The following is a 13,556-nucleotide window of genomic DNA, read 5'->3' on the forward strand; positions in this document are numbered from 1 at the left end:
GATTGTGTTCTTCAAATTTTCATATATTATGTGAAATATCATTTAATTTATAAATCTGCACTATCCAATCAACAAAGATGATGGCAGAATGGGGAGAGGCGAGCTGATCACTCGCTTCTTAAACTATTTATAGGATTAACCGTTGCCGCTTTTATAGATCTATAGGCCACGGTGATAGCGGCTATAATGAAAGTTAACGAAATAGCCAAGAAGAAGGTTCCCAAACCGATATCAATCCGATAAGAAAAATCCTGCAGATATTTATCCATACCCCACCAAGCTATCGGTGCGGCGATAATAAAAGCAACAAGCAGTAAACGGCTAAATTCTTTTCCAAAAATCCATACAATGTTTGTTATGCTGGCCCCCAATACTTTGCGAACTCCGATTTCCTTCGTCTTATTTAAAGCCATAAAGGCAATCAACCCATACAGACCTAAGCAACCTATCAAAATGGCCACAAGTCCGAAACTCTGTATTAAACGCAACATGATATTATCCAGCTCATAAAATCTGGCTATGGAGTCATCCATAAATTGATAAGAATAAACGTAATCCGGAAAAGTTTCGTTCCAGATTTTTTCAAAGGACGCCAACGTTGATACTAATTGGTTCCCTGCCAGTTTAACAGAACAATTGCTGTAATAACCCGTGTCAGGCATTATGCAGAGCGCATCTTTTTCTGCACGGAAAGAGTAAAGGTAAAAGTCCTGTATAACTCCCACGATCGTTCCTCGATAAGCGCCGGGCCCCACATCAAGCTGCTTACCCAAAACGTCGTTAGCTGATTTCAGATTCAGTTTTTTAACGAAAGTTTCGTTTACAAGAAATTCACGCGTTGTATCGGAAGGGAAAAAATTACGTCCTGCAACTAATTTTATGTCAAATGTAGAAAGGTATTGATCATCTGCGCATTTTTCGTTGATCCCCCAGGGCTCGCCTTCTGCACGATTGTCAAAACGCACGCCGGTGCTATTGTTAGAATTTGCAGCAGGAGGTTGGAAATTCAAGCTTATATTTTGCACCCCACTTAGCTCAGCAAAGCGGTCTCTAATGAGATTTGCCTTACTTTTTTCCGGAATCGGAATGTTGACGATGGCGTCTTTATTAAAGCCCAAGTCTGTGTTTTTAACATAATTAATCTGTCCTGCAACAATAATGACACCGATGATAAGTATTTGGGCTATGGCAAATTGGCCAATTACCAGTATCCGTCTTAATGAAAATCCACCTACATCTTTCTGGCTAATTTTACTTTTCAAAGCCTGGATCGGGCGAAAGCCCGAGAGAACCAAACCCGGATAGGCGCCGGATAAAAAGATAACCATTATTAATATAATAAGTAAAAAGAGAGGTGTATGCCAATTATCAAATAAACTGAGCGTGATTTTTGACTGAAAAAGATTGTTCACTCCCGGAAGAGTTATCTGTGCCAGTTCATAGGCAACTACGACGGCCAGCAAAGCTATAATTCCCGTTTCAGTAATAAACTGCCAGAATATCGACTTTCTTTTACCGCCCAGAACCTTTCTTATACCAATCTCTTTTGACCGATTTAATGCCTGCGCGGTTGCCAGATTGATGAAATTAATGCAGGCTGTTGCTAAAAGAAATATGCCGATGATAGCCAGAGCCCACAAATATTTTATATTCAATCCACCCAAATCCGGATTAAAGTGTATATCGCTTAGCGCTTGCAATTTAAAGCGCCAGATTTTTGCATCTTTATCACTATAGTATTTTGCAGAAGTGGTTCGAAGTGCACGGTTCACATGGTTTACGCTTACATCAGGCTTTAACAGCGTATAAGCCTCACATCCGCTGTAAACACCTGCCCAATTGTCATCTTTCATCAGGTAAGGATTTTCATCCTTCAAATTAGCGAAAGATAAGAAGATCTCCTGTCGTAAGTTGGTATTGGGAGGTAAGTCTTTTAAAACTCCCGTAATAATGAAATCCGTCCTGTTCTCTATTCTCAAGGTTTTGCCTAAGGGGCTCTGATCACCGAAATATTTTTTAGCGAGTTTTTCAGTGATCACAGCCTCATTGGGCCTGTTAAGAATCGTTTTAACATCGCCCTGAAGCAAGGGATAATTAAAAATGGAAAAGAAAGAAGGTTCGGTATAAGCACAACCGGTGCTTTCCTCAAATTTCTTTCTTTCCTTACTTTGAGGTAGAGACACTAATATATTGCGATAATTGACTATTCGTGCCGTATATTGATCAAATTCAAAATCTTCGCGGAAAGCCTTGCCCAAAGGACCGGGAACACCTGTTGATCGGCCGATCGTTTCGCCGTGCCACTCAGTTACCAATCGATAAATGTTGCCCGAGTTTTTATGAAAATTATCAAAGCTCAGGTGATAGCTTAACAACGAATAAATTATTAGGGTACATGCAATTCCCAAAGAAAGTCCGAAAACATTGATGACAGCAAAGGATTTGTGCGTTTTAATGTTCCGTAAGGCAACTTTGATATAGTTTCTTATCATGGGCTAATCATTATTCAGGTGACATCTGATGACCTTTTGTTGATTAAGCTAAAAATCAACCAATTTTTTTATAAAGCATAAGTGGTTGTCTTTTAGAGTTTAAAGCTTTTTGTCCGTTAATGTTATGTCCGAAATCGAACACTTTCCGTTCGATTTCGGACATTTTCACCATACAAAAGAACTATTTTCCTACTACCGTTGATCGAAAGAAGGTTTATATCAGTGCATCAGGCATTTTTTTAATAATACAATTTGTCCCAAATGGTAGTAGCTATGCTCAATCATCCCATCAATATTTCTTAAATAAGTACCGTATTTTTCCGCTACAAAATGCGCGTTAAGTTTTTCCTCAGAAAGTTTTTCCAATAGCTCTGCAAAGACTTCCGAGTCGCTCCAGAATCTAGACAGAAATGTTTCCCATTGCTGCTGTGATTCGATGGATGGAAAATCAAAACTGAACTTGTCACTGATTTCTAATTCACCGCCAAGTAAAACCTCCTTGATGCCATTAATATAATAATGAACATGTTGGGCAAGTACAGCTATCGTATTAAGATCCCGAAATTTTGCCGTAGCAATTTTCCAGTCAAGGTTTTGCAGCTGATCCTTAAAATTTGTATTGGCAATCCAAGTTCCGCTTAAAATTACTTCGCGAAATCTATTGGCTAGTTCAGTTTGCATATTCATGGTAGAGCATCAGGTTTTTGGAATTATAATCCTGTTTTATACGCTTATGCTAAGTTATGAAATAGTACCGGTTGATCTTTCATTTTTCTCCGATTCCAAAAAGTTTTCTTGTGCAGTTTTTATCAGTTCCTCTTGATAGTCTAGCAATTGCTTTTTAGCTAGAAAGTAACCTCGTGACATGAGGTAGGCAAAATTGTTTAATGCGGTAAAAAGTCTATTTAAATTTTCATCGTTGTATGTGCTGCCATCGAAATAGTTCCATGTCTCAGATAAATAATTTTCGAAATCATCTTTTATATCTGTTGTCAGTGCATTCAGATAAATGCGATTATCCATCAATCCTCTGATCTCCGTTTTAAAACTTTCTTCCAATGGTGTCATATATTGGAAATTCGCATTTATCTCATCGGTAGGAGTTGTTCGGTTAACAAACTGCAAGCCATTGGAAAGCTGACTGTAGATACCGTATTTAGAATCAAATGATTTGTCAATCTCAAAAAACTCTTTGTAAAGATGTTCCAAGTTGGAACCTTTATTTTGAGATTGCTCCAGTTTTTTGAACGACTCAAATATATCGATATCGTTCTTTTGAATTTGTTCATTTATTTCCCGAAGTTCTTTTTGAAGTTTGTCCAGTAACTCTTCCGTTTCATTCCTTTTATATTTCACCCCGTCATAATCGAAGGTTTTTATGGAAATGGTTTTAGCTGCCATCTGCTTTAAGGTCTCCATGTCATTCTGCAGGGCAATGGCGGTGTAAACCAAATCAACTTTTTGATTTGAGAAAAGCTCCTTAAGTTCAATCTCCTTATCTTTAGGTATATAATCAGCCGTTTCAAAATAGGCAGGACTTTTCTGGTCATAATATCCGTTGTAAATTTTCGGGAATGAGTTTTCTGAAAAATCACTTGTAAACATTGCTTCGAAATCGGTTAACGGCACAGTGGTCACCACACCTGAATAATCGACCGTACTGAAAATTTTTTCCGTAAGCATACGTTGTGTGGCTACAATGTCGACAAATATGTCATTTGCAGCATTATTTTTAAGCTGTTCCGATACTAATTTTGTCTTTTCCAGTCTGAATATTCTATCCTCTGTACTGGGGTGTGAAGCCCATTGGTCTTTTATAATCAACTTAGATTTGTTAAATTTTTTTAGCTCATCGATCGAAATATTGGGTAAATTATTTACTATCGGAATACCATTTCTCTGGGCATAGAAATTCATTACAATGGTCTGTTCATTAAATAGATTTTCGCTTCTCAAATTATCGTTTATTTTTCCACTATAGAAGTTCAGTACGGCGTCAAATGAATAACTGGCCATTGTCATTCTGAGCAACGAGTTTTTCAAGGGTTCACATCCTGTAACATTAGCCGCCACCTCATCCGCGTGGAATTCCATTTCTCTTGATAATCCTAAATAACTTTTATTGACAATTTCGTAAAGTCCCCTCAGAATCCATTGTATTCCATTAATGATTTTGACGGCTAGCCTCACGAAGATCGAAATAGCACTCCCCAGAGCCGCCCATTTTTGAATCAACTTATCGTATGAGTCATTGTCATAAATCAGATTGAAGATCACTTGATTTACGTTGTATACATAGCTTCCCACTTTCATCGTCTTTTGAGAAAAGTGGCCAAACTCATGAGATAAAATGGCTTTAAGCTCGGTTTCGGTAACTGTATTCACCAAACCCAATCCAATTTGCAAATTTTTCTTAATAGGCAGAAACATGCGCCAGAAACTAGATTGATAGAAAACAGCCGCGTTTACATCGGCAGATAGATAGATCTTTTTAGGAAAATCTGTTCCGATTTCACGCACAATATCTTCGATTAAATCAAAAAGCTTGGGCTCATCCGCTCTTTTTATTTCGTAAAGATGAGAGCGATCAACGCGATGAGATTTGAATACGAACTTCACCAAAAAGATAAGAATGAGAACGCCTAAACTTGCGAGCCCCGCACCAAGTGTGATAGTGATAATCATAGGTTTTGCCATGATAATTACTATACCTGCATAAATACACAATGGGGTAAGAATAAGCGCCAATAAAAGAATGAGCACATAAGCCAGCACAAAGAAGATAATAGCAGTAATGGCTTTAACGGTTTGAGCTCTGAATTCAGAGGAGATTGTTAGGTTGTTTTTTTTCATATTGAAATAGTCCTTGTAGAAAAGATAAGTCACATTGTTAACCGGTTTTTATTGTCTCTTAAAAATCAATATTACATATCCGATGCCTGAAGCCGATGGTATTGGTACGCCGATTTTTAATCTGCTGCTGCTAAGTTCAAATACCTGAAGATCTATAGCGTTGTTTCCTGAACCTAAGGTTAATGTTTTTGACTGTTCGTTATAGGCGTAAGGCTGTGTGTTTGATTCAAATATCAATTTTAAATCATTTTCACATGCTGTTCCATTATTATCGAAGGAAAGCGTGTTATCTTTAAAACTAAAACGATCATCTAAGTTGCAGTTCAGCCAAGGGTAATACTGATTGATACCGTCGATTCCGAATCCTTCGGGAGGGTTGGTGTCCGGGTTTTCGTCTGTTAAAGCAACTTGCCAAGTGGTGTTTTCAAAAGGGCCGGCAGTAACTTCATTACTGTTCTCCTTTTTACATCCCGATAATATAGCGCATAGCAAAATGAAAAGGAATAGGTGTTTAGGTTTCATTGTTTAAAGTTTCTTAGCCAAAAATAGTGAAAAATATAGTTGTTATTTTCGACTTTTATACAATTCTATAGCTTTCAGATAATTGACTATTATCCTTTCGGACTGCAGTATGTGGCCGAACCGACCACATCGATTGCGGGAAGTCCTAAGAATAACTATCTTTATAACGGGAAGGAATTGCAGGACAAGCTGAAGGCTTATGATTTTGGATTCCGTTTCTACGATCCTGTTATAGGCAGGTGGGGAAGAGTGGATCCTTTAGCGGAGAACCATTATGACCATGCGCCATATAACTATGTGCTGGGCAATCCTGTGAAATATGCGGATTTCATGGGGCTAGATACCATAACGGTGCAGAACCATACCCAGACACCGAAAGCCGGAGATGATATACAGGGGGATGACGGCAGTCTTACCAGGACTCCGATGGATGCTGCAGTGGTCAACGCGGGCAGGGGACCTTCAGCCGGTATGGACATCGGTCCGGATATTGAACCAGCCAGTGGCTTCTGGGAACATGTCGGAGCCTATACCTTTGGACGGAACCGGGACGGGTTCAGTTATGACGTCGATGGCCGGTCAACAGGTCGGACACCGCTTATGGGACTGCCTCCGGATTTCGGGATAGGTAAGCCAACTGCGCTGTTAAACCTCGCAAAGAACATAAGGAGTTTATTTGCTGCTAAAGAGGTAGGTAAAGGAGCGCACTTGTTATATGAAGGGTTAGATGCAGCGGGTAATGTTAAATATATTGGAATTACAGGCAGGGACGCAGCCGTCAGGTTTGGTGAACACTTAAATTCAGGAACAGCAAGATCATTGTTAGATTATCGTGTAATAGAAGGTGCAACTGGGCTATCTAAGACCCAAGCAAGAATTTGGGAGCAGACGTTAATCAATCATTACGGTTTGGAAAGGGATGGTGGGCAGCTTCTAAATAAGGTTAATTCAATTTCACCAAAATACTGGGGACAATACGGTATCAAATAATGGCAAGAGCAAACACAAAAATAGGTGATGTCTTTTCTGTAAAGATAGACGATAACAAGAAGAAGTATTTTCAATATGTCGTTAGTGACCTTACCCAACTGAACAGCGATGTAATCAGGGCTTTTAAGAAAGACTATCCGATTAATGCCAATCCTGATTTATCAGAAATAGTAAAGGGAGAAGTTGATTTTTATGCCCACTGTGTTACAAAACTGGGCTTGAAAATGAATCTTTGGGAAAAAGTTGGGAATACGGACGAGGTAGGCAATACAACACAAATATTGTTTAGAGATACAAGAGATTACGGGTCAAAGGTTGGTGAAGAACCGATCAGAGTGTCTCAAAATTGGTATGTGTGGCGGATTAATGATAATGGGTTTACACGGGTGGGGAAATTAGAAGATGAAAACAGAAGGGCATATATAGGTATTGTAATGAACCCTTTAGGAATTATAGAACTTTTAAAGGGCAATAAATATCCTGTAAATTATCCTGATTTTATATAAAGTAAAAGCTGCTGATTTTGTTATTTTGCGTAAGCCAGTTTATTCTTAATCCCGGATGAGTGCATCGGCTAATATAAAAAAATGAATATTGCTTTTTTATTTCATCTGAAAATCAAATGAAAGAAAAATCTACCCTTGCTTCGGTTGAACCGGTTCTTTGATCTGTTTGCAGGACGGGCTGAAGACCTATGACTACGGGGCAAGGTTCTATGACCCGGTGATCGGCATATGGGGAGGTGTGGATCCGTTGGCGGAGCAGGGAAGAAGATGGACGCCATACAACTATGGTTGGAACAATCCGATAAGTAATTGATCTCGATGGGATGTTGGCCGGACCACCGGATATCATATATAAGAACCGTCAGTCAGGAGAAGAGATTGGTCGTATAAAGACGCTGGGAGATGATGTTACAATATATACGAATGCAACAAGCTTTGCAGATGTAGGTACGGGCGCAAGCATAAGTCAGGGTAGAGCGAGTACGCCGCAGGAGAGAGCTCAGCGGCTGGCGGACTATCGTGCCAGTGAACTGACTAAGGATTTGAAAGGATTTCAAATACATGAAATAAATTCCGTTAAGTTTGGAGGAAGTCCCACAGATTTATCTAACAAGATTTTACTGACGCCCTCCGAACATGCTAAATACACAAACTTTTGGAATTGATTGATGAGAAATACAAAATGATATGGCGACTATAGATAAAAATGATCCACCATTACCTTCTGAAGTGAATACATTTTCGGAAGAGGTAGACTTTAAACTTCCATCTATAGAGTTTTTTAGTACTGCGAATGGAGCAGAAATAGCAGGTGCTGTTTATAGGGGTGGGGGAAGAAGAGTCATCCTTAATAAGCGAGAGTTTTAGCGACTTCCTATCCAAGTTCTAAAAGTTATAAGATCAAAAAAATAAAGATGAAGCTTCGGCACAGCGTCGGAGCTTCTCTATTCTGTATAGGCTTGTTAGCTGGCAAAACAGTACTTGCACGTGACAAATGGCTCGAGCTTTTTAACAGCATCGGCACCTATCATAACCAAAACAAAAAACAGCCTGTTAACTACAGTGCAAAAAGGTAACTTCGAGGAAAAAAGGAATTCTTTGATAACAGCCTGAACCAGTGGTAGGAAAATCTACGGAATAGCAGGTGGGAGTGAGGGTATTTCTCAATATTTCACAAATTTTATGAAATATCATTTAATTTATAACTTAATGGAACTAAACTGGAACTGTTAATCAAACCAAAATCAAAAAACAATAGAAAAATTGGTCTCTATGGAGATGGGACTGGCAGCACACAAAAAAAGATGGGAAATATGACACAATAATATGAATAAGCTATTTTATTTTGGTGATGATATTGGTGTAATGATACCGGAAGAATGGGAGGTGTATCAGGAAGAAGGGGTCGCGACTATTTACGAGTCGGCAAAGGGTATTGGAGCATTACAACTTTCTTTATATAGAAAGGGGAAAGAGGTAGATGTGTTAGAAGAGCTTAAAGATTATCTATCTGATAAATATGAAAATGTTACCGTTACCTTGTTAAATGGAAAGGCCTATTCTGAGACGGTTGATGAAGATAAGGTGTATTGGCGTTATTGGCTTTTTTTGAAGAGAGATAACATTATATTCGTGTCTTATAATTGCGATGAGGAAGAAAAAGGTAAAGAGACTACTGTTGTAGATGAAATAATAAGATCAATAGAATAGATCGAAACCTGTTTAAAATTGACTGTCCCAACAAAATGTACAACTTTTGGGTGCTTTTTAAGCAAAAACATAAACATAACGTGCTTTTTCGTTCTTAAACCTTAAAGATAATGGATAGTAAATATGCTGGTATGACAGTAAACGAGAGACTCTTTGTAGGTGAGTTGATAGATGACTTTGATAAAGCTGTTGAAAAGAGAGATCTTGCCAAAGTTGTTTCAATCTTACGAGAAATTGAGCTTACAGATGAATTAATAGACCCAATTTTACAAAGTTTGGACTTATATAAACGGCAATAAGGTCCAGCGTCATAACTGTTGGACCTTTTTACTTTAATATATTGAAAAATTTGTGCCTAACGGAATTATACAGGATGAGTATCTTCGATATAAAGGCGAATCAGAAATGTAGTTTATACTACAATTTGTTAAATCGAAAATATTGCTGAAGGTTATAATACATGACACAGCTACCCAAGCCGAAAATATGGCGATCGCATTTTTTCACTATCTTTTTTCAGCTAAAAAATGGATAATCTGATCTCTAAATTCAATGTCTTTTTCAAAAAATTCAATTTCTTTGCTTTCTGTATTAACATTCATAAAAATTTCACCATAAAATTTATCGTTATTATCTTCGAAGAATAATTTAAATCTATAGTAATCATTTCTGCCGAGGTCGGCTTCAGTTTCGTTCAGAGAAAATGCGGATGCATAAAGCGGCACACTTGAAAACGATTTGTTTGTTGGTCTTCCATACAATTTTGCAAGAGCTTGTAAGAAATTGTTGCTTTCTATGCCAAGTGATGTAATACGTACACCATTAGCACAGAATCCGTTATGAGCGTTCATCTTGCCATCGGTTATTCCGGCACCGATATTATTCGTTACTTCCACTCGCAATCCAACGATTTTGTTTTTGTAAAAACCTTTAGAAACATAAATGTATGAACTATCGGTTACGACGGTAAGGACACTTTTTAAAAATATATCAACATAACCTGTATCTAGACTTGGTCTGGAGTCAATATTTTCAAGTACAACTTTTCCCGTATTGGGATTATAGTGTTCGCATGAAAGCAATACAAATATCATTACCAATGCAGTGAAGAATGATCGATGTTTCATTAAATATTATAAATTAGAATGGGGATTTTTTGGGTTTAGGTATTTATGAATCAATATTCAACGTTAGAATAATCTGCCTCTGCGGAGAAATGAATACATCAATCTCTGTCAGTACCAGATCGCCAATATCATGTCCCCATATGCCATATTTGCCATTGGTTTCATTCCTGTTATATATCACTCGCTGTTCTAACGGCAGTGTCTTTATTGTGGCGGTCCTTTCTTCATCATTATATATCTGGTGATACAAATGACTGATTGCGATTATCAGGTCCTCCCTTGAGAAACCATCCTCTGACCGGATTTCAAATTCGGATGCTTCCCTCAGCGGATAATCAATAATAACTTTTACTTTATTGCGAAGAACCACAATTTCATCTTTGTTAATTAGATTGGGAATATTCACTTCCGGTGAATCAATCCGTATCCAGGGTTGTACACCATCACTATAGTCCTCTATAGGTGCTGTTACATCGAAAGTGATAGTTTTACTTAATTTTCCATCTAATTTCGGTCTTTGCTCAAAAGCTGCGCGTTCTTTAGCAATGAGCAGTTCTTCGTCGCTTAGTTTTTTCGTTGCCGGTTGTCCACAGGTGAAAAGCGCCAGCAATGAAAATATTGCCGTTAATAGGTTCAGATTCATTGTTTATATTATCTATTTGTCTTCGTGGCAGGGGTTTGATTCTATCTACATCTAAGATACAATTTAAACCAAAATTAAAATAAATTAGAGCTATTTTAGCATAATGAAGCTAACTAGTTGAGTGAGGTAATAACAAATGACATTTCTATACACCGCGCGGGGCATTTTTGACAGATCTTATGAAAACGGATTATCCTGGGACAAATATATTGCATGGTCGAAACTTATCCATTTGACTGAGGTAGTTTCTCTCGATTCCCAATTGAACGAACTACTGGTTGAGCCAGACTATAGTGATGCGGATGACTGGAATTTTATCCATACAGTTGAGCACATCAAAACAGGTTTTTTCTCTACGCAGGACTATGTCTTTAGAAGAATCAAAGTAAAAGGTAAGTTTAACATGCTAAGAGTTGTTGTCGAGCCAGATCAAGACTGTAACGGGATAGTTATTGACGATTATGAATTCATTGGCTATGACCTGTTGGATCAGTATTTTGACACTAGTGCTTTGACTAATTGTGGCGGATTTAACGAGACGTTTCTTTCTAGTGAATTGAATAACAGGGGATTAATTGACGATTTCTCAAAAGCATACGACATTAAGGAAAAATTGTTATATAATAATCCAAACGAACACCATGCTGATACCAATGTAATTGCCGTTTGGCGTCATTGTACGATCGGGCGATGAGCTTCCAATATTTGACCAAGGAACGCTTTGTCTGATGTTCCGTTTAAATATCTATAAGTGCATTCCACTGATTTTTTTAACTGCTTTCTCTTTTTGTGTCTTCACTTCGAAAAGTGATATCGCCGGTATTAGAGTTACGTTTTCTTTCTTAAATGGCAATAAGACCTCATTTCTTAATAAAGGCTTTTTAGTCCTAATTTTATTTCCTAAAACTTTAATCTATAGCCTTTGATTTCCTTTATCTCTTCTTTAGAATATTGCCGCAATTTCAAAATGGGGCTTCTGGACTTTAAAAACAGTCCGATAGCTTTTTCTGGGTAATAAAGTTGCTCGACAATGTTATTAAAACCTCCTTTATGCTGTTTTCGAAGTTCAGCCGATATTCTTTCGTATTCTTTTTCAGCGAGCTCTTTCCGTTCTAAACAATACACTATCTCTACTCCTGTTCCTTTGTTTTTAATCGGATATTCAGTTGTTACTAGCGCGCATCTTATGTAGTCTGGAAATTCATTTGAAGAGTTGACAGCTTTTGCCCTGCTAAGAAAGCTGTTAAAATGATCTTGTAAAGTACTTGCTCTAAATTCTCGGTGGATTTTCTTATTTGCTAAGACTTTTCCTCTCATTGAGTTCTGCCAAAGATTATCAACTACTGTCTTTTCAATATATCCAAGGCTTTCCAAATAAATTAAAATTTCGGAGGCCATTTTCCTATCAATCTTCAAAGCTTGAGATACCTTTCTATCTGAAATGAATTTATTCTCAAATCTTCTTAATAGCTGCTGTATTTTTAGTTGATGAATCATTATATTTGAAATATGACTGCAACCGAAATTGTTTTAGGAGTGCTCGTCAACGTTTTGTCGAGTTACCTTTTTCAAGTATTCTCCGAATCTCTAAAAAAATATCCACTTTTTTAAGAAAAAGGGAATATAACCCTTCCCTTATTTTATTATTTCAAGTGTCTTATTGTCAAATAGTTTTGTTTTTATTTGTAAAACATTCTCTTCATTTTTAATATTTTAGTAACACACCATTATTTGGTTTTTTAAATAAATTGTTGTAATACAGCGTATTATTGTTCTATTTGGTTTTTCATTCTCAATGATAGATTCGTTTTTTGTAGATTTTATTTTTTTTAAATGTCTTGTTTTTAGATATATAATATATGGATTCATTGAATTTTAGTGCATTTCTATTTGAAAGGGTATCAGAAACGATAGAGTTGCGTCGATATGTTAAGGAAGTGAAAATTAGCTATGAGTACAATGAGAGTTATGGGAATGAATATATCCGCGTAAGCTATCATGTAACACTTAAAGAAGGCTTCGATGAATTATCTGAGAATATAAAAGAGACGATGTTTATTGGAACTCCAAGTTATATCTTCTCCTTGTCGACACATGCAGATATGAATAAATGGAGTGAAAGAAAAAAGATGTTGAGAATTGCCGAGTTTAAACATATTTATTCAAGCCTTGCCTCGTATGTTACTTTGCAGTTCGTGAATGCTTTAGAGCCGGAAATAGCTATTAAAATAGAAGGAATAGACTTTTGGCCAGAAGGAAACTATGCAGAGAAGTATCTCAGAAATGCGTCGTCTATTGGGTATAGGAGAGAAGCAGGCTACTCTCCTATTTTTATCCCCTGATCCAAGGGGACAATAAGCGTTGATTTGTCACCGGAAAGCGATACGGTTTGTGCCTCAGGCCATAGTAATTTATGATTGGAATTCTGTTTTTCGTACCAGGTTTTGGCGATTGACGTACTATCAGCTTCCAAGTAAGGAGTTTGTTTGCATCCGTTAAACGTAAGAAAACATATTAATGTGATGTAAAATCGTTTCATAACCATTTATGATTAATATCTAAATTTCGGTAGCTTATAGACGTAATGACAACAAGGAAATAAGCGATTACTAAAAACTATTTAATTTGCCATATTTGCATTGGTAATTATCATAACATCCACTGCTAAGTTAAAGGTAAGAAAGCACAATTTTTTTGATAAAAGGCAAAAAAA

Annotated in this window: 17 protein-coding genes; 9 read left to right on the forward strand and 8 right to left on the reverse strand. The window is 37.2% G+C overall.

Annotated elements, in window-relative coordinates; translation table 11 throughout:
- Window positions 1-107: 107 nt before the first annotated feature.
- From M1D52_RS07230 to M1D52_RS07245, 4 genes are all read right to left on the reverse strand, one after another.
- Window positions 108-2,492, reverse strand: a complete 2,385-nt coding sequence (locus tag M1D52_RS07230) for an ABC transporter permease (RefSeq protein WP_437391984.1) — start codon at window positions 2,490-2,492, stop codon at window positions 108-110.
- Window positions 2,493-2,711: 219 nt separating this feature from the next.
- A complete protein-coding gene (locus tag M1D52_RS07235; RefSeq protein ID WP_437391985.1) occupies window positions 2,712-3,179 on the reverse strand; it encodes a DUF1572 domain-containing protein in 468 nt (155 codons plus the stop codon).
- 54 nt (window positions 3,180-3,233) lie between these two features.
- Window positions 3,234-5,345, reverse strand: a complete 2,112-nt coding sequence (locus tag M1D52_RS07240; RefSeq protein WP_437391987.1) for a M48 family metalloprotease — start codon at window positions 5,343-5,345, stop codon at window positions 3,234-3,236.
- Between the two features lie 48 nt (window positions 5,346-5,393).
- Window positions 5,394-5,867, reverse strand: a complete 474-nt coding sequence (locus M1D52_RS07245) for a lipocalin-like domain-containing protein (protein WP_437391988.1) — start codon at window positions 5,865-5,867, stop codon at window positions 5,394-5,396.
- A 39-nt stretch (window positions 5,868-5,906) separates the two neighbouring features.
- On the opposite strand from M1D52_RS07245, the gene M1D52_RS07250 reads away from it, so the two are divergent.
- The 7 genes from M1D52_RS07250 to M1D52_RS07280 all read left to right on the forward strand — a co-directional run bounded on the left by M1D52_RS07250 (window position 5,907) and on the right by M1D52_RS07280 (window position 9,372).
- The gene (locus M1D52_RS07250; protein ID WP_437391990.1) at window positions 5,907-6,857 is read left to right on the forward strand and encodes an RHS repeat-associated core domain-containing protein; all 951 of its coding nucleotides are present in this window, start codon (window positions 5,907-5,909) and stop codon (window positions 6,855-6,857) included.
- Window positions 6,857-7,363, forward strand: a complete 507-nt coding sequence (locus tag M1D52_RS07255; RefSeq protein ID WP_437391992.1) for a hypothetical protein — start codon at window positions 6,857-6,859, stop codon at window positions 7,361-7,363. The genes M1D52_RS07250 and M1D52_RS07255 overlap by 1 nt, the downstream gene beginning before the upstream one ends.
- 157 nt (window positions 7,364-7,520) lie before the next feature.
- Entirely contained in the window at window positions 7,521-7,676 is a 156-nt protein-coding gene (locus M1D52_RS07260) for an RHS repeat-associated core domain-containing protein (protein WP_437391993.1), read from the forward strand.
- A 10-nt stretch (window positions 7,677-7,686) separates the two neighbouring features.
- Window positions 7,687-8,028, forward strand: coding sequence for a hypothetical protein (locus M1D52_RS07265; RefSeq protein ID WP_437391994.1), 342 nt, complete (start codon window positions 7,687-7,689; stop codon window positions 8,026-8,028).
- Between the two features lie 22 nt (window positions 8,029-8,050).
- Window positions 8,051-8,230: a hypothetical protein gene (locus M1D52_RS07270; RefSeq protein ID WP_437391995.1), complete on the forward strand. Its 180-nt coding sequence runs from the start codon at window positions 8,051-8,053 to the stop codon at window positions 8,228-8,230.
- Between the two features lie 459 nt (window positions 8,231-8,689).
- On the forward strand, window positions 8,690-9,073 hold the full coding sequence (locus M1D52_RS07275) for a hypothetical protein (RefSeq protein ID WP_437391996.1): 384 nt from the start codon (window positions 8,690-8,692) through the stop codon (window positions 9,071-9,073).
- A gap of 110 nt (window positions 9,074-9,183) precedes the next feature.
- The gene (locus M1D52_RS07280) at window positions 9,184-9,372 is read left to right on the forward strand and encodes a hypothetical protein (RefSeq protein WP_437391997.1); all 189 of its coding nucleotides are present in this window, start codon (window positions 9,184-9,186) and stop codon (window positions 9,370-9,372) included.
- Window positions 9,373-9,579: 207 nt separating this feature from the next.
- On the opposite strand, the gene M1D52_RS07285 is transcribed toward M1D52_RS07280, so the two are convergent.
- Complete coding sequence (locus M1D52_RS07285) at window positions 9,580-10,167, reverse strand: hypothetical protein (protein WP_437391998.1); 588 nt, start codon at window positions 10,165-10,167, stop codon at window positions 9,580-9,582.
- Window positions 10,168-10,243: 76 nt separating this feature from the next.
- A complete protein-coding gene (locus M1D52_RS07290; protein ID WP_437391999.1) occupies window positions 10,244-10,843 on the reverse strand; it encodes a hypothetical protein in 600 nt (199 codons plus the stop codon).
- Window positions 10,844-10,979: 136 nt separating this feature from the next.
- On the opposite strand from M1D52_RS07290, the gene M1D52_RS07295 reads away from it, so the two are divergent.
- Window positions 10,980-11,537, forward strand: a complete 558-nt coding sequence (locus tag M1D52_RS07295; RefSeq protein ID WP_437392000.1) for a hypothetical protein — start codon at window positions 10,980-10,982, stop codon at window positions 11,535-11,537.
- Window positions 11,538-11,743: 206 nt separating this feature from the next.
- Here M1D52_RS07295 and M1D52_RS07300 read toward each other — a convergent pair whose 3' ends face one another.
- A complete protein-coding gene (locus tag M1D52_RS07300) occupies window positions 11,744-12,340 on the reverse strand; it encodes a hypothetical protein (RefSeq protein ID WP_437392001.1) in 597 nt (198 codons plus the stop codon).
- A 362-nt stretch (window positions 12,341-12,702) separates the two neighbouring features.
- On the opposite strand from M1D52_RS07300, the gene M1D52_RS07305 reads away from it, so the two are divergent.
- Window positions 12,703-13,185 (forward strand): hypothetical protein, encoded by a 483-nt coding sequence (locus M1D52_RS07305; RefSeq protein ID WP_437392003.1) that lies wholly within the window; start codon window positions 12,703-12,705, stop codon window positions 13,183-13,185.
- On the opposite strand, the gene M1D52_RS07310 is transcribed toward M1D52_RS07305, so the two are convergent.
- On the reverse strand, window positions 13,161-13,382 hold the full coding sequence (locus M1D52_RS07310) for a hypothetical protein (protein WP_437392005.1): 222 nt from the start codon (window positions 13,380-13,382) through the stop codon (window positions 13,161-13,163). The two genes, M1D52_RS07305 and M1D52_RS07310, sit on opposite strands and share 25 nt — an antisense overlap.
- Between the last annotated feature and the right edge of the window lie 174 nt (window positions 13,383-13,556).

It is taken from the genome of Olivibacter sp. SA151 (assembly GCF_054130995.1).